The organism is Rickettsiales endosymbiont of Stachyamoeba lipophora (genome assembly GCF_003932735.1).
Lineage (GTDB): Bacteria > Pseudomonadota > Alphaproteobacteria > Rickettsiales > 33-17 > RICK01.
The window spans coordinates 784318-810263 of the sequence record NZ_CP033611.1 but is presented as its reverse complement, the minus strand read 5'-3'; the positions used below and the strand labels follow the sequence as shown (position 1 = coordinate 810263).

Below are 25946 nucleotides of genomic sequence, written 5' to 3'. Positions count from 1 at the left end.
TTTATTTAGCTACCTAAATTACAATGGAAAAATTAGCAATAAACAAAAGCTTTAGTTCAGAAAATTATGAGCAACGTAACAATGTAATTGATAAAATAGTTATTCATTACACTTATACTGGTGAAAATCTTAGCCTACAGTTATTGACTCAAAAAAAATATAAAGTAAGTGCTCATTATCTAATTAATGAGCAAGGACTAATCTATAATTTATTAGATGAAGGTTTAAGAGCCTGGCATGTTGGCAACAGTTATTGGCAAGGCAACACGGATCTGAATAGTTCTACTATTGGCATTGAGCTGATTAATAATGGCTGCGAACAATTTAGCCAGCCGCAGGTAGCTAGCCTCATTGCCTTATTAAAAAACTTAAAACAAAGATATGCAATTGAAAATTATAATATTTTTGGACATAGTGATCTTGCTACGCCGTATCTCAGAAAAATCGATCCCGGTCCTTTATTTCCCTGGAAACGTTTAGCCAAGGAACATGTTGTATTATGGCATGATTTTGATTTAATTTTGTCACGAAAAATACTTTTTAATTTTTTACAAAATTCAGAAGAAATTTTAAATCTAAAACGCCAACTTAAAAACATCGGCTTTAAAGTAGTAAATTTAGATAGTAAATTTGACATTGAACTACTTAATATTGTAAGAATAATAAATCTGCGTTATGATCCACTAAATTTTAATAATAGCATTAACGATCTAACCATTAAGATCATTGATTGGCTATCCAACATATATAAAGTTTAATCATCAAGGCTCCACATGTTTAGTAGTTTACAACATAATCTTGCTAAAATATTTGATAAGTTAAAGGGCAAAGGCCTCATTACCGAAGAAGATGTTAATACTGCAGCGAGAGAGATAAGAATAGCATTACTTGAGGCTGATGTAGCCTTGCCTGTTATCAAGCAATTGATCGACAAATTAAAACACAGAGCTGTTGGCGAAAATGTAATACAATCTATTTCAGCAGTTCAGCAGATCATTAAGATCATAAATGATATCATTGTAGAAACTTTAGCCAGTGACGAGAAAGAGCTAAAGCTTAATACAGCACCACCGGCAGTAATTATGATGGCAGGCTTGCAAGGTGCCGGCAAGACTACTTCTTCTGCTAAACTTGCAAAATATATTCAAACCAAATTGAATAAAAGAGTATTGCTTGTTTCTACTGATATTTATAGGCCGGCTGCTCAGGAACAATTAGCAACTTTAGCTTTAAAAAATAGTTTGACTGCCCTTGAGATTATTAAAGAACAAAAACCTTTAGATATCGTAAAACGTGGATTAGAAGCAGCTAAAAAGGAAAATTTTGACGTTATAATAATTGATACTGCCGGTAGGCTGCATACCGATGCAACATTAATGAATGAATTACAACAAATCACAGATTTAGCAAAACCTGTAGAGACGCTTTTAGTATTAGACTCAATGACAGGGCAAGATGCAATTAATATAGCCCATGAATTTAAAAACTATTTAGCAATGTCTGGCGTGATTTTCACTAGAATTGATGGTGACGCTAGGGGCGGAGCGGCATTAAGTATCACTCAAAGCTGCCAGCTACCTATCAAATTTTTAAGCACTGGTGAAAAGATTGATGATATTGAGATTTTTGATGCCACCCGCATTGCATCAAGAATACTTGGCATGGGTGACGTAGTCTCTTTAGTAGAAAAAGCTTCAAGTGTAATTTCGGAACAAGAAGCCGAGAAGATGACTGCGCGTATTATGCAAGGTAAATTTGATATGAATGATTTGGCCAACCAGATTAAAAATATAAAAAAAATGGGTGGAATGTTTTCTTTAATGAATTTAATGCCGGGAATGAATAAACTTAAACAACAAATGCATAATGCAAATGTAGATGAAAAAATTTTTGAATATCAATTAGCAATAATTCATTCAATGACTAAGAAGGAAAGAAAAAATCCTACCATTTTAAATGGATCCAGAAGAAAACGCATAGCAAATGGCTCGGGTCGCTCTATAGAAGAAGTAAACAAACTAATGAAAATGCATAAAGATATGGGCGATGCTATTAAAAAATTCACCAAAATGGATAAAAAATCATTTTCAAGATCAGGCTTAGGCAAACTTTTTTCTTGACTTGGTTAATATTTTATGAAACTTTAACAAAAAATTTTTGAGGTAAATAAATGTCAAAAGCAAAAACAGCAAGTAAAAACGATCCAACAACCCGTGTAAAAGTAAAAGACGTATTTTATAATGGTAAAAAAGTAAAGCCAACCAAATTTTATGGTGAAAAAGCTACCTACGTAGCTGCCGAATATGAAGATGGCTCCATGGCTATTGATATTAATGGCAATCCAATGCCATGGGCTGATGTTGTTGCGGCAGACTCGGCTGCATAGTCTTATTAACAATAAAGTCATAGTATAAGCCAGTTAGTTTTTTTGCTAGCTGGCTTATCGTTTTATGTTTATTACTAATATTATGCTCATCAATTATATTGGCTATCATTTCAATTAAATCATCTTTATATAAATAATAAATACTTTCTTCAAAGTTATAATTATTAAATATCATTAGCATATTTTGTATAGTTTCTTCTACACTTCCTAACGTTATATTCATTGAATCCATACTCTCAAAATGAGTCGTGATATATTCAGCCACTAGTCTATAGTGCAATTTAGTTAGCTTTAAGTTAACATTTTCATCTACCAAACGAAAATTATTAATGTATTCAACAATGGTCATTGAATTATTATATGGTATGCCAACATTATACGGATCAAAAAACCAGTTAATATTACTAAACAATAAACCTCTATTATTTTGTAATATTTTTTCTATAGCATTATAGTCTCTTGCTATAATGAATTTTTGTAATTTAAGCTCTAAATATAGCTTGATCAAAACTAGCTTTCTTGATTCTAAAAAATTTGAAATTGCTTTGATATAAAGCTGCTCTGAACTAAAAAATTTAGTTTTTTCTTTGATATTATTAAAATATAGATTGATATCCTCATAGCCATTTTTAATAGAGCTTTCCAGCTCACTTATATTGTAATGTAATAAGTAGCGTAATTGTGTAAGGAACGCGTCACTCTTTAGCATCTCAAGTGAAATTCCCATTAAAGCTAAATTTTCTCTAATATAATAATTTTGGTCCACTCCTGGCCCATTTGATATTAAATGAGCATACTCTAGGGATTTACTATGTTTAACTCTATAACCTTTATAATTCTTTTCTCCTTGGTCTTTTTCAAGTATTATATGGCGCTTACTTATAGTAGTATCTGCAAGTAATATACTAGCTGCTAAGATCTCAGGAAGATAAGAGATTTTATCATATACAATATTATGATTTTCACTCCAAGGAATCATATTGCCTTGATATTCTTTAACAATTCCTATTTTTTGCTTATTTTTGATAAAATGAAATTTAGGGGTAACCTGAGGATATAAATGGTTTAAAATTAAACTTGTAATATATTCATTAATAATAATTTTTGGTTTATCAAATTTTATTAAAGCCCGTGGAAAGTCTGAATTTTTATCATTTGCATAATATATATCCCATGTTTCCAAAGGTTTATCTTTTGATTTGTTAAAACTCAGTAACTTTTTAACCTTATCACCAGCATCAACAGTAGCTTTTACTGGGTGGAATAGATTTTGTAACTTAATTATACTTAACATAACATCTTCCCAAAAGTTAAGATTATCTATATTAATTATAAGCTTTTATTAAATAATTAACAAATATTATTTACAATAGTCTGAATTATGATAAAAAAACATAGCAACTATTCAATTGTTTATCATAAGAAATTATGATACTAATTAAATGCATAATTTAGATGTTTTAAGGAAAAATGGATAATCTTATTAATGAACTGCGTGAAGAGCATAAGTGGGATGATATACGGAATAAAGTCCTCAATTACTTCCCTCATATATTAGGCATTATAGGGGCAATACTTATTTTGGTATCTCTTATTAACTGGTATTTACAACTGAGAGAAGAACGTAATGAAGTTGCTACCCAGGCATTGTTTGAGTATTTTACAAGCCATGACGATAAGGCATTACAAGCAGTTAAAAATTCTAATAGCACCATAAGTGAATTTTTAACATTATTAGATAACAATTATAATACCAAACCTAATATTAAGCTAGTAACAGACTTAGCTAACTTAAAAGACAACAAGATAGATTCTAAAAGTATGTTTTTGCCCTTAGAGTTAGAAAAACATGTAGTAAGCATGGTAGCAAAAGGTAACTATAAAGAGGCCAAAAATAAAATCGAAGAACTTTTAGAATCTAAAGAAATCACTCATTCAATGAACCAAAGATTAATCAAATTATCAATAATCATAAATGAGCTTGGTAATGAATAAAAACTGGTTATTTATTATTGCGTTACTATTAAGTAGTTGCGAAAGCTTAGATTGGGTAGGTAATAGCGAAAAAAAAGGGAGTTTAATCGGCGATAGAGAAAGCTTATTTGAAAATAATAACCATCACGAACTAAAAGATATGCAAACAAGCTCAGAGGGTTCCTATTTAGATAGCGCTCATAATGTACTGACGCCCCAATATACAGTCTCGTATTATAATATCCCTCGTCTTAAAAGATTGGTTGACTCTAATGTAGAACCTCATTTAGATCAAACAACTCTGACTTATTTTGATGGTAAGCATTACTATAAATATAATTATAATACTCAAACTTATGAAAGCGATATAGCTTCATTGAGTAAAGAACCTATCATTAGTTTTGCTAAAGCCAAAGAAAAGGTTGTTACCACTGCCGGCAAGCATATAAATTTTTATCATGCTAACGATCTTAAATGGACAAATGATTTGTCCTTACCTATCAGGAATGCGGCTTCTATAAGCGATGACCATGTTTGCCTGAAAAATATTAAAGCTGGGGTTGAATGTTTTACCACTGCTAATGGTAGAAAGATTGTTAGCTTGGAAAATAACTTTCAAGAGGTAACTATTGATAATAAATCTTCTCCTCTCATAGTTGGCAATAATGTCATTATACCTACTAATAATGGTTATATACTTAATTACAACCTTGATAATAAAGAAATTAATTGGACAGCCAATTTAAGTTATAAATTTGATAACCCATTAAGCGGCAGTTTTGCAAACATTAGCCTAACACCGATAATTTCTAATGAAAAAATTATCGTAGCCAATTTTAGCGGTGGGATTTTCGCGGTTAATATCCATAATGGTGAGATATTATGGCATTTACCTATTATGAAGCCAAAAAGCATTGAAATTAATGGGAAATTAGGAATTGTGCTGGATTATGATAACAATATTAATCTAATTAATTTAGACAAAGGCAGCATAATTTGGCAAAAAAAATATAGAGATAAAATGAAGAGTATAAATGTAATCAAAGAATGGATTATAGTAACTACTAATGATAATAGAGTTAAATTTTTAAATAGGTTTAATGGGAATATAGTAGGTGAAATAAAATTAAAAATCGCCTCTCTCTTTAAACCCGTAGAAATTAATAACGATCTTTACATAATCAGTGAAAATAAAATTGCTAAAGTTAGCTTGAAATAAATGCATCATAGAAAATTGAAAGTAGCCTTAGTTGGCAGGCCAAATGTCGGCAAATCAACTTTATTTAATAGGCTAGTAGGCAATAGATTTGCCATAGTAGAAGATACACCAGGTGTTACCCGAGATTATCGATTTGGTAAGGCTCATTTTGGTGAATTAGAGTTTGAAATAATAGATACAGCTGGACTTGAAAAGGCTTTTAGCGAACTTAGTAAAAAAATGACTGACCAATCTCTTAAAATTATTCAAGAAGTTGATTTAGTCTTATTTGTAATTGATGCCACCACCGGTCTCACTCATGCCGACCTTGATTTTGCCAAAATCATTAGAAAACTCGGCAAAGCTACAATTACCATTGTTAACAAATGTGAATCAAGAGCTGTACGAGATAATATCCAAGATGGTCGCAAACTAGGTTTTGATGAGGTAATAGGAGTTTCAGCAGCCCATGGTGATGGCGTAATAGATTTGTATGAATATTTAATAGAGTTTAACGCCACCTATTTTCAAGAAGAATTGGAACAATCTGCCCAAGATGATACCCAAGCTAAACCCTATCTACAAGTTTCCATTGTAGGCAGACCTAACGCCGGCAAATCCACATTGATCAATTCATTTGTAGGATATGAAAGAATGTTAACAGGGCCTGAACCAGGTATTACGCGCGATGCAATTAGTATCGACTGGGATTACAAAGGAAAATGGATCAAACTAGTAGATACCGCCGGAATGCGCAAAAAAAGCATGGTTAATGAAGAGCTAGAAAAACTTTCATATCACGATGCAAAACGTGCTGTGGAATTTTCACAAGTAGTAATAGTTTTAATGGACATAAATAATGCTTTAGAAAAGCAAGATTTATCTATAATAGAGCATGCGATAGACGAAGGAAGAGGAGTTGTGCTTGGTTTCAACAAAATTGATACTCTGACAGCTAAACAACGCAAAGAAAAAATAGCAGAAATTGAATATTTAGTTCATCAGAAAATTTCCTTGATCATTAAAGTTCCTATAATATTTTTATCTGCTACCAAACAACAAAATAGCTTACAAGTTATTGACGAAGCTACTAAAGTTTATGAGCAATGGAAAAAAAGAATAACTACCGCCAAACTAAATGAATGGCTTGAAAAGGCTACTTCTGCACATCCTTTGCCAATGGGGCCAATGGGCAAAAGGGTAAAAATTAAGTACGCAACACAGCATAAAACCCGACCACCCAGCTTTCTGCTTTTCACCACCCGACCTGAGTTGATTGATAAAAGTTACATGAAATATCTTACTAAATCCTTAGCTGAATATTTTGATCTAAATGCAACACCACTTAGATTATATTTGAAAAAAAAAGAAAATCCCTATGTAAATTAAAGCGTTAATGCTAAGATAAATTTAAACTCGCAATACAGAGGCATTATGACCTGGGGTGAAAATCCTGAAGATGGTAATAAAAAACCATGGGGATCACAAAAGAACAATCCTGATTTAGATGAGTTATTTAAGCAAACTCAGCAAAAATTCAAAAAGGTTTTCGGCGGTAACAACGGACCAGAAACTCCTGGACCTTTTGGTTTTGGCTCAAGTGTATTATTAAGTTTGATCATAATTATTACTATAGTTTGGGCAGCAACAGGCTTTTATATCGTTGAAGAAGAAGAACAAGCAGTAGTACTAAGATTTGGTAAATTTGCCAGGCTTGCTAACCCCGGCCCTAATTACCACATTCCCTTTCCTATTGAGAAAGCAATAAAACACAAAGTAACAAACCATCAAATAGAAGAATTTGGATATCGCTCCTCTGATAACAGCACTAAAGATATTTTTAGCGGAAGAAAATTAGACGCTAGAAATATCATTGAAGAAAGTTTAATGCTGACAGGAGATGAAAATATTGTCGATATCAACTTTTTAGTAAGATGGAAAATAGATAATATTAAAAATTATACCTTTAACGTTAAAGATCCAAGATTGACTGTAAAAATGGCAGCCGAAAGTGCTGTAAGAGAAGTAATAGGTTATACCAAATTTGCTGAAGCGCAAACTGAAGGAAGAGCGCGTATCGAGCAAAAATCTATGAAACTATTACAAGACATATTGGATTCATATAACTCAGGTATTATAATTTTAGGTTTGCAAATGCTTAAAGTGGATCCTCCTCAACAAGTAATTGACGCTTTTCGTGATGTGCAAACTGCCAGAGCCGATAAAGAAAGAATCATCAATGAATCTTACTCCTTTAAAAATGACTTGTTACCAAAAACAAGAGGGCAAGCTGATAAAATCGTAAAAGAATCAGAAGCTTATCAATACGAAGTCATTGCTCGCGCTGAAGGAGAAATGAGCCGTTATAAAAGCATCTATGAGCAATATAAAGTTGACAAAAAGGTTACAAAAACCAAGCTTTACTTAGAAACTTTAGAGCAAGTACTGGGTGATGTTAATAAAGTTATAATTGATGATAACATTAAAAGTTTAGCGCCATTTTTACCATTAAGCGATTTAAATCAATTAAAAAAATAGGATACTTGAATGTTTAATTCTCAGCTAAAAATTGTTGCTATTTTTACTGCCTTTTTTGTATTAATTAGTGGGCTTTTTATTGTAGATGAACGTCAGCAGGCTTTAATAATTCAGTTTGGTGAGGTTATCAGAACTGTATCTAAGCCAGGCTTACATTTCAAAGTACCATTAATTCAAGAAGCAAAATTTTTTGAAAAACGTATTCTTAATGTTTTTGCCGCCGAAAAAGAAGTTCTGGCAGCAGATCAAAAAAGAATTATTGTCAATGCGTTTCTAAAATATAAAATTACTGATCCTTTAACATTTTATCAAACTGTACGAGATGAGAATGGTGCAAAGCTTAGACTTATAGGAGCTCTTGAATCATCAATGCGTCAAGTTATTGGTGAAAGGCCCTTAGTTGCGATGCTTACTGATAAAAGATCTGAGATTATGTCTCAAATAGCTCAATTGGTAAACAACCAAACTGAAAAATCCGGCATTAAAGTAGTTGATGTAAGAATTTCAAGAGCAGATTTACCTAAAGAAAATAGTGCAGCAATCTACAGTAGAATGCAAACAGACCGCGAAAAAGAAGCAAAAGAATTTAGAGCTCAAGGTAATGAAGAAGCTTTGAAAATCAAATCAGAAGCTGAAAAAGAAAGTAAAACTTTGCTTGCTAACGCAAAAAAACAATCTGAAATAATTAGAGGTCATGGCGATGCAAAAGCCTATAAAATTCTAACCAATACAATTGGACAAGATCAAGATTTTTATAGCTTTTATAGAACATTACAAGCTTACACATATAGCTTGAAAAAAGATAATACGACTATTATAATGTCACCTAATAACGATTTTATGAGATATTTAAAAACTCTTAGGGATTAGTTATGAGCTTTCTAAGGACTTGTATCTTAACTTTATTTATTTCCAGTTGTATAAATTACTATTCCTTGGCTACAAGTATAGCACCTGATAGCTTTGCTGACTTAGTAACCAAGGTATCTCCATCGGTGGTTAACATCTCAACCACCCAAAAAGCAACCCATAAAGCTGGCCAAAATGGTTTTTTATTTCCTCACGGATCGCCATTTGAGGAATTTAATGAATTATTCGAAAGATTTGGGATTATTCCAGGTTGGGAACCTGAAGATACTGAGCGATTTATCAGCTCATTAGGTTCTGGGTTTATTATTGACCCTAAAGGCTATATAGTAACTAATCAGCATGTAATTGCTGACGCAGATGAAATTACGGTTATTCTCAATGACGAATCAAAATACAAAGCTGAAATAATCGGTTCTGATCCTAAAACTGATTTAGCCGTAATTAAAATTAAATCTGATAAAATCTTTCCTTTTTTAAAATTTGCTAACTCTGAGGAAGCAAAAGTAGGAGATTGGATCATAGCAATTGGCAACCCTTTTGGCCTTGGCGGAAGTGTCACTGCAGGCATAATTTCTGCTAAAGCTAGAGATATACAAGCTGGAAATTTTGATGAGTTCATTCAAACAGACGCAGCAATTAATAAAGGGAACTCTGGTGGACCAATGATTGATATTAATGGCAATGTTATAGGTATTAATACCGCCATTTACTCACCTTCAGGAGGAAATGTAGGAATCAGCTTTGCAATCCCTTCTTCTTTTGCCAGTCCTATTATTGAACAAATTAAAAAAACAGGCAAGGTTAAACGTGGCTGGATAGGGGTAATAGTACATCCTGTTACTGAAGAAATAGCAGATTCTCTTGGCCTTAAAGAAGCACGGGGAGCAATAGTTACCGAAGTGCAAGCTGGTAGTCCTGCCGAAACACATGGGATTAAGCCGGGAGATGTATTATTAAAATTTAATGGTAAGCAAATTGCATCTAGTAGGAATTTACCGCGAATGGTCGCAGGGTTAAGCATAGGTTCTTCAGCAAATATAGAATTATTTAGGGATGGTAAATTAAAAACCATCAATATCAAAGTTGATGAAGTTCCAGGAGAGGCCGAAGTAAAGAAACAAGAGCGTGCTAATAATTCTGCATCATCAGTACTTGATTTACTTGGAATAGAAGTTGCAGAGCTTACCCTTGAACTGAAACAGCAACTTAAAATTGATCCACGACAACCTGGCGTAATAATAACTAAGGTTATTAAAGGTAGTAAGGCTTCACGTAACAACTTAATGCGTAGAGATATAATCCTGCAAGCTAATCAAAAAAGCGTTACTTCTCCTGCAAAACTTGAAGAAATACTATCACAAGTAATAAAATCAAAAAGAAATAGTATTTTATTAATGATCCTAAGAAATAATCAAAAATTCTACGTAGGTATTAATATTGGCGAAAAATAATTAATAACTCATTATTAAGGGTTATGTATGGTTGCTTATTGTTGTTAGCTATAAAATTAGCAGCTTAGTTTATAAAAAACACCAGTTTAGAATAGAGACCCATTAAATAAATAAAAAAGCTGGTAAACCAACAAGAATAAACCATAAAAATAGACATTACACACCTTTGTACTATTTCCAGATAAATTGTATTAACACACATCACGAATGAGAAAATAAACTGCTATAGCTGGCAAAGCAGGTAAAACAAAGGGTTATTAAGCTTAATTCAAATTGCTATCTATTGTGATATATTACCAATTATCTCCGTACAGGAATTTTAAAGTCTACTATTTATAATTCCCACATAAAAATGTACAGGATACTCTCATAACTTGGTTAGCTATAGTGAGCATACAATTAATTAACATCCACGGCTTGTCACGCCATTCATCTTGCTGATGTATTACTTTTAAAGATAAAGCCAGCGGTTCCCAAACAAGCTCTCAGTTTGCCATAGCAAATATACCGTTAAAACTATCAGATTTTTCAAAGTTTAACCAATATTAGCAAATCATGTTATAAAGGTTTAAGCTACATTTAATTATCATCTATAAAAGACAATGGCTTTGATACCACTAAACTAGGCACTCTTGATATCTCGATATCACCTTAGTTAACATGGAATTTAGCAGTAAAATATTCAAGGTTACATTTATCTCAAAGTTCTCAAGCAGTTATTTGCTTAAAGATTTAACTTAATTTATTACATTCACAATGATATAAGGCCACCTAAATTTTTATAAGAATAAATTTTATGCAGAAAAAACCTTCATTTAATCAAAGTTATTTAAAAAATTTAAATTTTAAAATTTTAAATTTAATAATAATGAGGCTAATTCCTGCGATCGTAAGAATGGTGCCGATTAAAATATAATTATTAATATCTTCACCCAAGATTATCATGGAACATATTATGCCGGTTATGGGACCTAGCAAGGAAAAAGGTGTAACTAACTGTACTGGATACTTTTTAAGCATTTCAATCCAAATAGATAGAGAAACTATTGATACTCCCACTGCCAAAAAGAATACTGACATCCATGCTGATAAAGGGGCATTCATTACATATTTAAAATTAAATCCTTCAACAAAATATGCTAAAAGATATTGAAATGGTAATGCAAATAAAGCTCCATAACCAATTACCGAAAGAGCATTAAAATTGCGAATAGACTTTGAAATAAAATTACTAATTGTATACAGAAATGCCGAGACTATAGCCATAGCAACTGGTCCATAATTACTAGCTAGCTTTGGGTTGCCCACCATAATCACAAGCCCTGTAAATGCTATTATAAGCCCTATTATTGTTTTATTGCTGAGTTTTTCACTAAGAAGCAAGACCCCTATAATACAGCTAAAAGGAATATGCATTTGTTGAGCTATTACTGAGGTAGCAATATCTAAGCCAAAATACATGGCCATAACTGTTAAACTTTGAAACCCTAAAGCATTAATGAAACCAAATATAAATACTTTTTTCCAAGGAAAAGTTTTAACTCTCAAATTAAAAGGAACCAAAATTGCGGCAATCATGGTTAACCTTAAAGCAATTAAGGTTAATGGCTGGAAATAGTCAAGGCCATAAAGTACTATGACATAACTAATTCCAACCAAAACATAGGCAAAAACTATACTGAATATATCTATAAGGCGCAATTTTTAGGTAATAATTTGTAGTTTTAATTCATTATTACCATTAAATACCCCTTTATCTATAGTGTCAAATTCCTTAACTACCAGCTCTTCTGCTTGGGTTACGTTTTTAAAATCTGTGATTATTTTGCTAAAGCTTTTTTCAACATTTTTATCTTTACACGCCAGCCAAATTTCTTTAATAGGCGCCTTAAGCGAAATGTTTGCTTCTGATTTAGTTTTACGAACATATTCTAGCAACTCTACCAAATAATCACCTAATACTACCGCCTCTTGGTCATATGGCAGGTTGCTGGCTTCTGGCCAAGTATTTCTTTGATGGATTGATAATACCTCTTTTGGATAAAGAGCCTGGTAAATTTCTTCAGTTACATGCGGCAATAATGGTGCAAATAATTTTAGCACAGTACTTAGAGTATAATAAAGTGAATATACAGCACTTAATTTACCTTGTGGATTACTATCATTTTCATCATAAGCGCGCACTTTAATAATTTCTAAATAATTATCACAAAAAATATTCCAAAAGAAATTTTCAATATGAGCTTTAGCATTACAATACTCAAATTTTTCAAATTCTAAGGTAGCATTTTTAACTGCTTCATTAAGCTTAGATAACATCCAAATATCAACCAATTCAAAAATCTGGTTATTTTTATAAGCGTCTATGGCTGTAATATTATTGATCTCTACTCCTGAAAAATATTGAGCACAGAATTTCGAAGCATTCCATAATTTAGTTACCAGCTTTTTGCCGATTTTAAACATTTCTTCGGAATAAGCGATATCAGCCCCTAAACGTGAATTTGCAGCCCAAAAACGTACAATATCAGCTCCTTTTTCTTGTATCAAATTTACCGGCGTTACTACGTTACCTTTAGACTTAGACATTTTAGTTTTATCTGCCGCTAAACACCAACCGCTAATCATTAGACTTTTCCAAGGAATGGTATTTTCATGCAAGTGAGATTTAACCATAGTATAAAAAGCCCAAGTACGTATAATTTCATGAGCTTGTGGTCTTAAGTCAGCTGGATAAAGCTTTTGATGCCTCTCATAATCAATAGCAAATTCCTTGGTTATAGCTTTACTGCTCAATTGAGGGGTGATAGAGCTAGTTGCCCAAGTATCCATCACATCAAAATCAGGCTCTACTTCTTCCTTACTATAACCTGCTGGCAAATCATGCAAAGGATCAATAGGCAGTTTTTGCGTATTACCAATAATAACCTTCCCCTCTTCTCCAGGTCTTTTCGAATACCAGACTGGAAAAGGAACTCCAAAAAAACGTTGCCTACTAATACACCAATCCCATGAAAGACCGTTAATCCAGTTTTCAAGACGGTGTTGCATATATTCTGGATACCATTTGCATTCTTTAGCTTTGTTAAGAAGTTCTTTTTTATGCTCTAATATTTTAACTGACCACTGTGATGTAACCAAGATTTCAAGCGGGCTACCTGAACGCTCAGCACATTTTACAATATGCACAATTGAGGATGATTTAGTAAGCAAACCATTAGCCTTAAGAAGTTCAATAATTTTTTCACGAGCTTCTTTAATTTTTAATCCGTTTATTGCTTCTAAATAAGGCTTCGCTTGATCATTGATTTTTGCTTGTTGTATATAATCTAAATCATTTAATGCCAATCTACCATTTTTAGCAATAATTTGCCTTAATGGTAAATTATGGATACGCCACCATTCAATATCGGTAGTATCACCGAAAGTGCAGCACATTACTACCCCTGTTCCTTTCTCGATTTCCACTTTTTCATCTGCAATTACTCTTACAGATATTTCAAACAATGGAGTTTTAAGAGTTTTTCCTAATAAACTTTTGTGTCTTGGGTCATCTGGATGTATCATTACAGCTACGCATGCTGGCAGCAATTCAGGTCTAGTAGTAGCTATTACAATCTCTTGATTATCTTCTGTTTTGAAAATGATTTCATGCATTTCCGAATCAAATTCTTTATCAATAATATCGGCTTGAGCCAAAGCAGTTTGATCGATTGTATCCCAAAGTGTCGGTTGTTGGCTTCGATATATATGTCCTTTATTATATAAATCTATAAAAGACATTTGGGATAATTTAGTAACCTCAGGACTAATGGTTTGATATTCTTGATCCCAGTCAAAACTCATGGCAGCAGATCTAAAAAGCTTTCTAAATTCTTCTTCTGCATCCAATACTACTTCCCTACATAATGCAATAAACTCATTTCTAGGAAGATTGACCCCTCTAACATTTTTAGTTTTTTCTACCAGCTTTTCTGTTGGTAAGCCATTATCATCAAAACCAATAGGATAAAATACATTCTTACCCTTCATTCTCATAAACCGAGCGATGAAATCAGCTTGAGTATAGCTAAATATATGCCCCATATGCAAAATACCTGATACTGTAGGTGGCGGAGTATCAATTACAAAATTTTCGCTTCTATCTTTGCTTGGATCCCACTTATATACTTTATGCTGTTCCCAATGATTTTGCCATTTTGCTTCAACTTCTTGTGTATTATATTTATCTAAAATATCATTCATTGTAACCTTGACCTTTTACAAACTTGTATTTAATTGTTCTTTTAACTCTCTAGCCACTTGCTCATGCTTTTTCATTTCTTGCCTTAAATGAGTGATTTTCTCAAAACCTGCGCCGCCGGTAATTAAGTCCTTTAAATTATTTCGCATAATATCAAGAAAATATTCGTTTTGATAAAATTTGAAAAGGTTTTTTAATCGAAGTTTATCATCTTTAAAATTGATATTAATGTTATAAGGAGAATAATTAATAAAGCTTAACTCAACATTTTCATTATTTAAGAGCCTTTCTAAATTTTCTGCCACCTTTTGATCTTTTAATTCTAAAGAACCTATAAATTCACTTTGATCTAAAAAAATATCAGGGCATGCCGCCATTAAAGCTACTAAAATAATTTTGATTCTTTCGTTAGCATCTATGCTTGCAGTTTTAGGAGGCTGCTTCTCCGCTATCCTGCTAGTAATCATCCCACCGTTTTTATAGAATTGGTTTTTTCTTCTAAGAAGCGTCCTTACTTGGTCTACAAAATAATCATAATAATAGGCTTTTTTTTGTTGGTCGCTTATTTGATTAATAGCCTTAAAAAGATTTTTTTCAGCTTGAGCTTTTTGATCAGGAGATAATTTTTCTGGATCGCCTACATATTTTTGCCATATTATAGAAGTAAGCGATATCGGCTTATTCAATAATTTATTTAACTTTTCAACCTGCCCTTCCTTAATCATATCATCAGGATCCTTCCCTTCAGGAAGCAGTACAAATTGGGCTGAATAATCAGTTTCTAGTATGGGCAATATTAAATCTACTACTTTGGAGCTTGCCTTAAGTCCTGCTTCATCACCATCAAAGCAAAAAATAGGTTCATTACAAATTCGCCATAACATTTTTATTTGCTCGGTCGTAATAGCTGTTCCTAAAGGGGCTACCACATTTTCAATGCCCACTTTTGCTAAAGCAACTACATCCATATATCCTTCAGCAACAATAATGTTATTAGGATGAATTAATTTAGCACGATTCAAATTATATAACTGATTCTTTTTAGTATAAATTGCTGTTTCAGAAGTATTTTTATATTTAGGAATATCTTTGTTACTTGCTTCGATAACTCTTCCACCAAAAGCTATAACTTTATTAATTTGATTAAAAATTGGGAATATAAGTCTATCTTGAAATGATTCAATAATATCACCATTACTTTTACGCCAAGCAAGGCCTGCCTTTACTATATCAACTTCTTTATAGCCCTTATTAGTTAGATATTTAATAAGGTTTTTACTTCTATCGGCAAAACCAATTGCAAATTTTTCAATGATATCTTGATTCATTTCACGCATTTGGCAGTAATTTTGTGCTTTAAGATTGGTGCTCAAATTAGCAGCAAAAAACTTTAGGGCTTCACTATTTATTTGATATAGAACTTTATTAGGATCTATAAAGCTTATATTGCTAGAGAGAGTTATTCCTGCTTCTTTGGCTAGCTTTTCAAGAGCAGCTCTGAAATCAAGCTTTTCGGTTTTAATTAAAAAATCAAAGATATTGCCATGCTCTTGGCAGCCAAAACAGTGATAGAATTGCTTAATATCATTAACACAAAAAGATGATGATTTTTCATGATGAAATGGGCACAATCCCCAATATAAATGGCCTTTACGTTTTAAGGCAACCTTTCTGCCTACAAGATCAGATATACGCAGTCGATCCTTGATTTGTTGAGTAATTTCACTAGACATTATTTATCTTAGAGGCTTTGATTTATTATTCTTTGATGATATTCTTTAAGGAATAACTCAAATTGATCAACACCTAAATTTTTATCAATTGATTTTATATCCAATTTTTGAGTATCTCGTGCTATAAAATTCAGCACTTCCCAGCCAGGACTAGCAGGATTTATTTTATCTAAAAACCTTTCAGCAATCCTTTTGACTGCAACATGATCATTTAATTTAGCATAGGCCACAGCAAGCTTAACTATCATCCTTTGTTGAGTCTCACTAGGAGGTATACTAAATTCCCATAACGCCTCACTTAAAGGATCATAATATTTTTTGATGTTATTCCAATCTTTATTTGACCATAATATATCCATTCGTAGCGCTAAAGATTGCTCATCATCGCGGTACCCTATCATATCTAGTGCTTCATTGGTAAGACCAGCATTGATCAAAGCCTTGATTTTTAAATAAAAATATCTTTTCTCAAGTTCTTTATTTAAAGGCTGGTCTAAAGATAGATTTAAAGTCTCAAGAGCTTCGCGGGGTTTACTATTGATAATTTGTACATAGGCCAAATCAGCTATAAGGTTATTTCGAGTTTCTCCCTCAGTACGGAATTTTATCTGATGGTTAAGTAGGCTGCTTGCCTGCTCGAGTAAATCAAGCTTAACCACCTTAGCAATAATGCTACGGTTAACTTGGTCTCCTAATTTACCCAGAGGCGTTAACTCTTGAAATTCATTAAATATTGCTACTATCGTAAAATCATCAGCTAAGTATTTTTGTTCATTGCTTATAAGATCTGCAAAACTCTCACTCATCTTGGAAGCCACCAAAATGCTACTAGGACTTGAAGAAAAATTGTTTACTATTTGCTTCCAACTAAGCAAGGCTTTGTCATATTGTTTAGTCTCCCAATATAATTCCGCAAGAAGCTCTAAATAACTCACTTCAATTTCATCGCCTCTCCAGGTGAATTTAACTTTATTAAGTAATTCAATAGCCTGATTTTGGTTCAGTTCCTTATTGTTAAGCTTGGTTTCTACAAGCTTTAGAACCGCTTTAAATCTATTTTTAGGATCTTCATAATTTGCACTTAGCTTATTTAGAATTACTTCAGCTTTTTTATTATTACCACTAAGGTAATAATAAACCCCTTTAAGATATTCAAGATCATTTGAGTTCTTTAGTTTTTGTAAGCTGAGATAAGTTATCAACTTTCCAGCCTGAGGTAAATTTTTAATAGCAAGATTTGATTCTAACTCTTGTAATGCAAACTGATTTTTTAATTCATCAGGATAGTTTACAAAATAAAAATTTTGATATGTTAGAAAGTTAATTTGATATTTGCTAAATTCAGGATTTATTTTTTGCTGATTGGCAGCTATCCAGCTAAATAATTCATTATGAAATTTGGGTGGTAATGGATCAAAATCAATTTCATCCCAAGTTTGCTTGCTACTTTGGTATCGCCCCATTAAATACTCACTTGCAGCCTTAAATATCTTTACTTCAGGCACTTTATCACAAAAATACGGGTCTGATTTCTCCATAAAATTTAGCATAGCTACAGCTTCACTTAAAAATTTATTTTTAAAATAGTGTTTAGCTATTTCTAATCTATAAATTGATTTTTGTTCTTTGGAAGAATTGGAAACTTTTAAAAATAAGTTATTTAGTTGGTCATCAAATTGGTGGTCTTTTACTTTGCTCCAATTACCAAAATCAAAAAAACTATTTTGATTTTGAAACTTATTAGCTCCATAAGCTCTTTTCTTTGAACTTGGCGAAAAGAGTTTAACTTTATGAGAAGTTACTTCCGTTCTTAACTGATCATTGTTTTTAACTATCACAATACCTTGAAAAGTATTTATAATTTCATAATCCGATGAAGCTATTGTTTGATCAACATAATATAGGTCATTGGCCAGAGGATAGATTAATAATTGATCACCAATTAATGGATCAGTAAATTCTAAATATTTATCAGCATAGGGTATATCAATAACTAGGTCGCTATCTTCAAAATCATAAGGTTTTAATTTAGTAGGTATGCGCTTTTTATTTCTATCATTTGGTATGACAATATGCCAAGTATTGTTTGATCTTACTAAATCTAAATTATTTTGTTGTATACGGAATTTATAAATCACAAAACCATCTTTAGTCACAAACTCTATGTTACCTATATCATAAGGAATATCCTTGGGTATTACAGGAGGATTATGATAACTACCAAATATAATATAAAAATTATCCCCTCGATTAAAACTTACTGCCGGTACAATATGATCCCAAGGAAAACTAATAATTAACCGCTCATTATTTTGATCAAACTTAATGATGTTTTGGGGAGATAAAGACTCTTTATTATCTACTTTAATATCAATATTAGCACTACTAACTTTGGTATTTTTAATCTCTGGTATAGTAGCTGGGCTTGCAAATTGCTCTTTAACTTGAACTGGCTCTTTAGGATGTGCCAAACCCCTTTCTGTACTTCCTGCTAGAAGTTTACCAAGGCTTGTAGCTTTATTCTCTAGCCTCTTGCTAGTTTTTTTTGTGCCTTGATTAAGGGGTGTGATTTTAGGTTGCTTTAAATCGATGTTGTTCTGACTTTGTGAGGTTTCTTTTTGGGAGAATGTTTCATCAATTGGCTTATTTATACTGATAATATCTAGCCCGACAAACTTATCACTTATGAACTTTCTAAACCTAGCTTGATTGTTTAGCTCTATAACTATGTCGTTACCGTTCTTGGTAGTATTCTTAATTATATTGTGATTTAAATTTATAAAACTTGGGGTATCAGCACCTAAGTTAACTATAATCTTAGAATTATTTTCTGTAATATCAAAAACCTTAGGATCATTTACTATAAATATAATCCTTATCCCGTTAGATATAGGCTTAGTGATTGTTTTTACATCTGCTGCAAAAACAAGGTTAATACCTACAATTAAAAATGATAATATTCTAATTATGATTATCATTTTTAATTAAAATACCCCTTATTGGCTGTTGGTCACTTTGAAACTTATAAGTTATATCTAACTCCGTTTTAACACCGTTGTCATTTAAAATTTTTACTATTTGTTCAAAATCTTCATGATATTCTTCAAATTTATTTAACAATCCATCTTTTTCAATACTAATACAACTAAATCTATATTGACGTAAGGTTATAAAAATTTCAGATAATTTTTGCAAATCTTTGATAAATTCATTGGTTAATATAATATTTCCTTCTTTATTGGTAAGATCTATAACTAAATTATCCTCAATGATTTTAATTTTATATTTTAATAAGGAGGGTTGCTCAGAAAATTTTAAATATATTAATTTTTCTAAATAATTTTTTGAAAATGATTGTACATTTAAACTTTTATCTATTTCTTGTTGAGTTTTTTTATTGATACTAAACTCACCAAAGTTTTTTAATGAAAAAGTCATCTTAATTGCTGAGCCTAATGCCTCCCATTTTTTATGATCTGGAGTATAACTCATATAAAGTAGTACCAAAAAACATAATATTAATGACAATAAATCATTAAATATGATTAGCCAGACTTTTGGTTGCTCCTCTGATGACGCCTCGCTATTTTTAATTAATATAGCTAAGCTGTTATTAGATACAGTATTTTCCTTGGTAAATTCCATTATCTATATTCCAGCTCTAAAATTAATTTATCCTTTATTATATCAGTGAAAATAACTTCATAACCTGTTTCTAGCTCCTCTGCCAAGAAATCCATTAAATATGCTTTTTGTATGACTGATAAGCTGTGCGGCAGCAGAAATTTAGAATTTCTAAAACTAAAGTGAGATTTAATATTATAATAAAATTTATATAAAAAATTTTTAAAATTAATATGTATCTTATTTTCATAATATACATCCTCAATATTGACACTTAAACTGTATGCTTGGTTGGCATTGTTAGCATTCTGAGCTATAGGCAATTTATATTCTTGAGCTATTTGATTTGCTTCAGTTTTAAGATCAAAAATGGTGTTTTTTACTAGCCATTCGCCATCAACTTTTTGATTTACTGTATTTTTGGGGTGATCTAATGGTTCTTTCTTACGCGTTAACTGTAAATGGCTAATAATTAGTATAAAAAAACTGATTAAAATCAAATATATTATAATATATAGTAAGGAACGATTATCTGCCATTACAAAAAACTTAAAAAATAAATCCACTTTAGATTAAAGCAAAAGAATTTTTAAGGCAAGTACCTAAAAAAGATTGATCTTTTAAAAAATCTGTATGATAATGATTCTCAATTGCATCAGGAAATTATTTTTTATGGTTAAATTATTAGTTTTTATATTTTCTATGAGTTTTATATTGAATGCTCAAGCTAGTGAGGTTCAGCACTACACCTTAAACATACAAAATCATAGATTTGAACCTGAAATTTTGGAACTTCCTTCCAATACTAGAATTAAACTAAATATTATTAATCATGATAAAACACCTGAAGAATTTGAAAGTATTGACTTAAAGCGCGAAAAAATTATTTTAGGAAATAGTAAAACTACTGTTTCATTTGGTCCATTATCTCCTGGAGAATATATATTTTTTGGTGATTTCCACCAAGACACCGCCCAAGGAAAAATTATTATAAAGTAGAATTATATTATGTTTGCTATTTTTGCTGTTGTATTTAGAGAATTATTGGAAGTAATTTTTATTTTAAATTTGGTGTTAGTAGCTACCGCCGAAATTCCAACTCGAACGAAATATATAATTACCGGCTTACTTATAGGGATATTAGGTTCTTCTATATTAACTTACTATTCTGGCTCAATTGATACTATGGCTGATGGCATGGGTCAAGAATTAGTAAATGGACTAACCCTTGCCTTTACAGCATTAATGATTGCTACAGCTATAATTTGGATTAATAAAAATGCCAGCCAAACTTCTACTAAAATTAAAAATATTTCTTATAATATTACAGTAGGTACTAAAAGCATTAAGTCCCTTGTATGGCTTGTAGCTTTTTTAATTTTTAGAGAAGGTTCTGAATTAGGCATATATTTAACTAGCATTATCCGCACTCACTCATACCCTCTTTCTGAAATTCTTTTAAGCGTCCTTTTAGGCGTGTTATCTGTTAGTTTGGTAAGTTTTATTTTTTACAAAACATCCTTAATCTTTTTAAGAAAATATATATTTAAGCTAACCAATTTTCTTTTAATTTTAGTTGCATGCAGTCTTGCATCTCAAGCTGCTAATTTTTTTATTGCAGCAGGTATTTTACCAGAGTTAATTAATAATTTTTGGGATAGTTCTCAATTTATCTCCCTTAATAGTACTTTAGGTAAAACTTTAAATATTTTGATAGGATATGACGATCGTCCTACGTTAATGTCATTTCTTTTTTATATTATAACTTTCATTATTATTATAAGTGGCATAAAATTTTCTAATAAAACATTTAAACATTCATAAATGAAATTTGTTAATTACTTGGTTTTATGTATTTTGCTAGCATTCGCTAGCCACGGAGAAGGTCTTTCAATAATTCGTGATGCTGAAATAGAATCTTATCTAAATGAACTCACTAAACCTTTATTCAAGGCAGCTAACCTTAAAGCTAAAACTGATATAATTATAGTTAATGACCACGAATTAAATGCTTTTACCATTCCAGGTAATAAAATTTTTATTCACACTGGCTTAATTGCCAACTGTGACTCACCCGAAATGCTTGCGGGAGTAATAGCTCATGAAATTGGCCACATAATTGGAGGGCACTTTTTTTCTCGTCAGGATGTTATTAATAAAAATAACGTTTTAGCTGTAGCATCTACCTTTTTAGGCCTGATGGTCGCTGGCTTAAACCAAGAAATTGGAGCAGGAATAGCTATGGGGGGCACACATTCAGCCTTGTCTAACATTTTTGCTTTTACCCGCTCTCAAGAATCAATGGCTGATATTGCAGCTTTAGATATTTTAAAAAAAACTGATATTTCTACAAAAGGGCTCAGTTCCATTTTACGTAAAATATACGCTCAAGAACGCATTGTTCATTCGGACAATACCTATTATCGTACTCATCCTTTATCCATGGAAAGAATTAATCTAATTGATAAAAATTCTTATCTCGGCACACAACTGAATAATTTTAATTTTAAATTGATAAAATCTAAAATTACTGCTTATCTAGCAGAAAATAACGGGCATAACTTATTAAAAAAAATTAAACATTCTAATAACCCTGATGATTTATATACAAAATCTATTCTTTACTTAAGACAAAACAAATTTCAAGATTCAAGAGTGCAACTCAGCCAATTGATTAAAGCCTATCCTAGCTACCCATATTTTTATGAGCTTGCAGGTATTATTAGTTTTAAACAAAATCAATACGATGATTTTATTAGTAATTACGAAAAAGCTATTAAACTTACTTCCAACAATATTTTACGAATTGAGTTTGGCACTAATCTCTTATCAATTTATGAATCTACCAACAATCAAAAATACTTTAATTTAGCTTTTAACCATCTATTATCAGCTTTAAGTACGAATCCTGACTATATGACTTATTATAATATTGCACGGGCTTATAATCTTAAAGGAGACCCGTGTAATAGTAATTATTATCTTGCTAAAGCCGCACTCCTTATTGGTGATGAAAAAGAAGCTAAATTTTATGCCAATACTGCCTTAAAGCAAGCTGGTAATAATCCTAAACTTAAAGCTAAGATACAAGATTTGCTAAAATAACACTCCTATTTTTTAAGTTAAAAAGCTTTAAATTATCCTATTTATAACCTTATGTTATATGCTATTTTCTAATTATTATGAAACAACTTACTGTAGATTTTTATGAGCAAGATAGCCTAGTAGTAGCTAAAAATTTAATAGGAAAATTAATAATATTTAATCACTTTAAGGCAATTATTACTGAGACTGAATGTTATGCAGGTTTTAATGATCCGGCATCTCATGCTTATAAAGGCCTTACAAAGCGTAATGAGGTTATGTTTGGCAAAGCTGGAATTAGTTATGTTTATTTAATTTATGGTATGTACAACTGCTTAAATATCGTTACTGAAAAAGAAGGTTACCCTTCTGCTATTTTGATTAGAGGAGCTTATCTGATCTCTCCGGAAAAAGTTAATCTAAATGGTCCTGGAAAATTATGTAAATATTTAGGCATAGATCGAGAACATAATAAAATCAGCTTGATCAATAACCATATTTTTTATGTAGTAGATGTTGACTTAAATCCTGAGTTTATTACTACCACTAGAATTGGCATTACCAAAGGAATGGAACTTGATTGGCGTTTTGTCGTAAAAAATTATGATTTTATAAATTCTGTTAAATTTAAATAAAAATTTTTGCTTTTTGTATATATTTAGATTATTTTATATTTTGAATAATTTTATATTTAAAAAGTGAGTAAATCCCGCTTTAATTCATCTCCCCTCGCCTCAAAGATTGCTTCAAAAGCTCAGAAAGCATTTGAATATAGTGATATCCTATTTGCAGGTGCGGTCATTGGTATTATTTTAGTACTGTTATTCCCTGTACCAAAATTTCTATTAGATTTTCTGTTAGCTATTTCTATCACTTCAAGTGTAATAATTTTGATTACGTCTTTATTAATCGGTAAGCCTTTAGAATTAAGCACATTCCCTTCGATTTTGCTGATAGTTACTATGCTTAGGTTATCTTTAAATATAGCCTCTACCCGGCTTATTTTATCAGAAGGCCACACCGGACCTCATGCAGCAGGGAAAATGATTGAAGCTTTTGGCCATTTTGTTATGGGAGGAAACTTAGTAATTGGCATTATTGTATTCGCTATATTAACTATAATAAATTTTGTAGTAATAACAAAGGGTTCTGGGAGAATAGCTGAAGTTGCGGCAAGATTTAGCTTAGATGCTATGCCTGGAAAGCAAATGGCCATAGATGCTGACTTGTCTGCAGGGTTAATTGATGAGATTACAGCTAAATTCAGACGTAAAGAACTCGAAGATGAATCAACCTTTTATGGCTCCATGGACGGTGCTAATAAATTTGTACGCGGAGATGCTATTGCCGGCCTTTTAATTACTTTTATCAACTTTATTGGTGGCATTATTATAGGAGTGGTACAACGAGATTTAGATTTTAGCGAAGCTTTGCATAGTTATACTATTCTTACTATTGGAGACGGTCTTGTGTCCCAAGTTCCTTCGTTAATTGTTTCCTTGGCCGCTGGCTTATTAGTATCAAAATCAGGCGTAGTAGGCTCAACAGAAAAAGCTATATTCGGACAAATTAGTAAATTTCCTCATGCTTTAATGATTTCAGCAGGACTTATGTTTTTAATGGGATTTATACCTGGCATTCCTGCTTTTCCCTTTTTACTACTTGGACTCACCATTGGTGGCATTACTTATATGCTTAATAATAAAGAAATTTTGGAATTATTGGACAAGGCAACCAAAAAAGATGAACCTTTAGAAGCAAACGAACCTCAAACCGTTAAAACAGAAGAAGAAAGCATTACTGAATCCTTGCAAATAGAAAATATTAGGATTGAATTAGGTTACGGTCTAATCGGCCTAGTTAACAACAAAGGGATTAAACTTCCTGATCAAATAAAATCCTTAAGAAAGCAAATAGCCAAAGATCTCGGATTTATTCTCCCGTCAGTTAGAATTCAAGACAACATGGAGTTAGAACAAAATTATTATACTATTTTTGTTAAAGAAATTAAATGCGGAGAAGGGTTAATTAGGCCAGAAATGGTATTAGTTATGAATCCTAAAGGCGGTAAAATTGAGTTTAACGGTGAAAATACTAAAGAGCCTGCATTTGGCCTTGATGCTATGTGGGTACCTGAAATATACCGTGAGGAGGCTATTAATAGGGAGTATACAGTAATTGATCCTATCACGGTTTTAACTACCCATTTAACAGAAATTGTAAAAGAAAATATTACTGAGCTTTTAACCTACAGTGAAACTCAAAAATTATTAGATGATTTAACCCAAGAACATAAAAAATTGCTTAATGAAATTAGTCCCAATCAGATTTCTATCAGTGGAATTCAAAGGATATTACAGAATTTATTAAATGAACTTATTTCTATTCGTGATTTGCAGGCTATCTTAGAAGCTATTTCTGAATGTTGTAGATCAACTAAAAATATTATGTTAATTACCGAATATGTTAGGAGCAGACTTGCACGGCAGATTAGCCATGCCAATATTGATGAACACGGCTTTCTTACTGTTGTAGTGCTTTCAGCAGAATGGGAACAACTTTTTAATGAAAGTTTAGTAGGAACTACTGATGATAGGCAGCTTACCGTTCCACCATCAAAGCTTCAAAAATTTATGCAGGTTATTAAATCTGCTTATGAAGATTTTGCAATGAAAGGCGAGATGCCTGCTCTTTTAGTTAGCCCCTCTATTAGACCTTATATTAGATCTATAATCGAAAGGTTTAGACCTATAACTGTGGTACTTTCTCAAAATGAGATTCATCCTAAGATAAAAGTGAAAACTATCGGCCAAATTTAATTGACACATTGTTAATACATTATTAA

Annotated in this window: 21 protein-coding genes; 14 read left to right on the top strand and 7 right to left on the bottom strand. The window is 31.7% G+C overall.

The genetic code is table 11. The features are described 5' to 3' along the window. The first annotated feature begins 23 nt into the window (after window positions 1–23). From EF513_RS03680 to EF513_RS03670, 3 genes are read left to right on the top strand one after another with little or no spacing between them, the layout of a single operon-like run. On the top strand, window positions 24–758 hold the full coding sequence (locus EF513_RS03680) for an N-acetylmuramoyl-L-alanine amidase (RefSeq protein WP_125216066.1): 735 nt from the start codon (window positions 24–26) through the stop codon (window positions 756–758). A 15-nt stretch (window positions 759–773) separates the two neighbouring features. Further along, complete coding sequence (ffh, locus tag EF513_RS03675) at window positions 774–2120, top strand: signal recognition particle protein (protein WP_125216065.1); 1347 nt, start codon at window positions 774–776, stop codon at window positions 2118–2120. 50 nt (window positions 2121–2170) lie between these two features. Continuing rightward, window positions 2171–2386 carry a hypothetical protein gene (locus EF513_RS03670; protein WP_125216064.1) on the top strand — a complete coding sequence of 72 codons (216 nt, stop codon included), beginning with the start codon at window positions 2171–2173 and terminating at the stop codon, window positions 2384–2386. On the opposite strand, the gene EF513_RS03665 is transcribed toward EF513_RS03670, so the two are convergent. After that, window positions 2331–3680 (bottom strand): hypothetical protein, encoded by a 1350-nt coding sequence (locus EF513_RS03665; RefSeq protein WP_125216063.1) that lies wholly within the window; start codon window positions 3678–3680, stop codon window positions 2331–2333. The genes EF513_RS03670 and EF513_RS03665 overlap by 56 nt on opposite strands. Before the next feature lie 176 nt (window positions 3681–3856). Here EF513_RS03665 and EF513_RS03660 point away from each other — a divergent pair, with 176 nt between their 5' ends. Genes EF513_RS03660 through EF513_RS03635 form a run of 6 tightly spaced genes read left to right on the top strand, consistent with a single transcriptional unit; the run spans window position 3857 to window position 10417 of the window. Then, a complete protein-coding gene (locus tag EF513_RS03660; RefSeq protein ID WP_125216062.1) occupies window positions 3857–4381 on the top strand; it encodes a hypothetical protein in 525 nt (174 codons plus the stop codon). Then, a complete protein-coding gene (locus tag EF513_RS03655; RefSeq protein ID WP_164503816.1) occupies window positions 4374–5579 on the top strand; it encodes an outer membrane protein assembly factor BamB family protein in 1206 nt (401 codons plus the stop codon). The genes EF513_RS03660 and EF513_RS03655 overlap by 8 nt, the downstream gene beginning before the upstream one ends. Then, window positions 5580–6947, top strand: coding sequence for a ribosome biogenesis GTPase Der (gene der / locus EF513_RS03650; RefSeq protein ID WP_125216060.1), 1368 nt, complete (start codon window positions 5580–5582; stop codon window positions 6945–6947). 45 nt (window positions 6948–6992) lie between these two features. Continuing rightward, window positions 6993–8096 (top strand): FtsH protease activity modulator HflK, encoded by a 1104-nt coding sequence (hflK, locus tag EF513_RS03645; RefSeq protein WP_125216059.1) that lies wholly within the window; start codon window positions 6993–6995, stop codon window positions 8094–8096. A gap of 9 nt (window positions 8097–8105) precedes the next feature. Beyond that, window positions 8106–8966 (top strand): protease modulator HflC, encoded by an 861-nt coding sequence (gene hflC, locus EF513_RS03640; RefSeq protein ID WP_125216058.1) that lies wholly within the window; start codon window positions 8106–8108, stop codon window positions 8964–8966. A gap of 2 nt (window positions 8967–8968) precedes the next feature. Continuing rightward, a complete protein-coding gene (locus EF513_RS03635) occupies window positions 8969–10417 on the top strand; it encodes a DegQ family serine endoprotease (protein WP_125216057.1) in 1449 nt (482 codons plus the stop codon). An 825-nt stretch (window positions 10418–11242) separates the two neighbouring features. On the opposite strand, the gene EF513_RS03630 is transcribed toward EF513_RS03635, so the two are convergent. Genes EF513_RS03630 through EF513_RS03605 form a run of 6 tightly spaced genes read right to left on the bottom strand, consistent with a single transcriptional unit; the run spans window position 11243 to window position 20556 of the window. Further along, window positions 11243–12118 (bottom strand): DMT family transporter, encoded by an 876-nt coding sequence (locus EF513_RS03630; RefSeq protein ID WP_125216056.1) that lies wholly within the window; start codon window positions 12116–12118, stop codon window positions 11243–11245. 3 nt (window positions 12119–12121) lie between these two features. Continuing rightward, window positions 12122–14662 carry a valine--tRNA ligase gene (locus EF513_RS03625; RefSeq protein WP_125216055.1) on the bottom strand — a complete coding sequence of 847 codons (2541 nt, stop codon included), beginning with the start codon at window positions 14660–14662 and terminating at the stop codon, window positions 12122–12124. Between the two features lie 15 nt (window positions 14663–14677). Next, the gene (gene dnaG, locus EF513_RS03620; protein WP_125216054.1) at window positions 14678–16393 is read right to left on the bottom strand and encodes a DNA primase; all 1716 of its coding nucleotides are present in this window, start codon (window positions 16391–16393) and stop codon (window positions 14678–14680) included. A gap of 8 nt (window positions 16394–16401) precedes the next feature. Beyond that, window positions 16402–19371: a tetratricopeptide repeat protein gene (locus EF513_RS03615; protein ID WP_125216053.1), complete on the bottom strand. Its 2970-nt coding sequence runs from the start codon at window positions 19369–19371 to the stop codon at window positions 16402–16404. After that, window positions 19355–20038, bottom strand: coding sequence for a flagellar motor protein MotB (locus tag EF513_RS03610; protein WP_125216052.1), 684 nt, complete (start codon window positions 20036–20038; stop codon window positions 19355–19357). Before EF513_RS03610 ends, EF513_RS03615 begins: the two co-directional genes overlap by 17 nt. Then, the gene (locus tag EF513_RS03605; protein ID WP_125216051.1) at window positions 20038–20556 is read right to left on the bottom strand and encodes a hypothetical protein; all 519 of its coding nucleotides are present in this window, start codon (window positions 20554–20556) and stop codon (window positions 20038–20040) included. The genes EF513_RS03610 and EF513_RS03605 overlap by 1 nt, the downstream gene beginning before the upstream one ends. Before the next feature lie 133 nt (window positions 20557–20689). Here EF513_RS03605 and EF513_RS03600 point away from each other — a divergent pair, with 133 nt between their 5' ends. The 5 genes from EF513_RS03600 to flhA all read left to right on the top strand — a co-directional run bounded on the left by EF513_RS03600 (window position 20690) and on the right by flhA (window position 25920). Beyond that, window positions 20690–21016: a cupredoxin domain-containing protein gene (locus EF513_RS03600; RefSeq protein WP_125216050.1), complete on the top strand. Its 327-nt coding sequence runs from the start codon at window positions 20690–20692 to the stop codon at window positions 21014–21016. Between the two features lie 9 nt (window positions 21017–21025). Beyond that, a complete protein-coding gene (locus EF513_RS03595; protein WP_125216049.1) occupies window positions 21026–21841 on the top strand; it encodes an FTR1 family protein in 816 nt (271 codons plus the stop codon). Then, the gene (locus EF513_RS03590) at window positions 21842–23122 is read left to right on the top strand and encodes a M48 family metalloprotease (RefSeq protein ID WP_125216048.1); all 1281 of its coding nucleotides are present in this window, start codon (window positions 21842–21844) and stop codon (window positions 23120–23122) included. Between the two features lie 77 nt (window positions 23123–23199). Further along, entirely contained in the window at window positions 23200–23736 is a 537-nt protein-coding gene (locus EF513_RS03585) for a DNA-3-methyladenine glycosylase (RefSeq protein ID WP_125216047.1), read from the top strand. A 63-nt stretch (window positions 23737–23799) separates the two neighbouring features. After that, entirely contained in the window at window positions 23800–25920 is a 2121-nt protein-coding gene (gene flhA, locus EF513_RS03580) for a flagellar biosynthesis protein FlhA (RefSeq protein ID WP_125216046.1), read from the top strand. The last annotated feature ends 26 nt before the right edge of the window (window positions 25921–25946 follow it).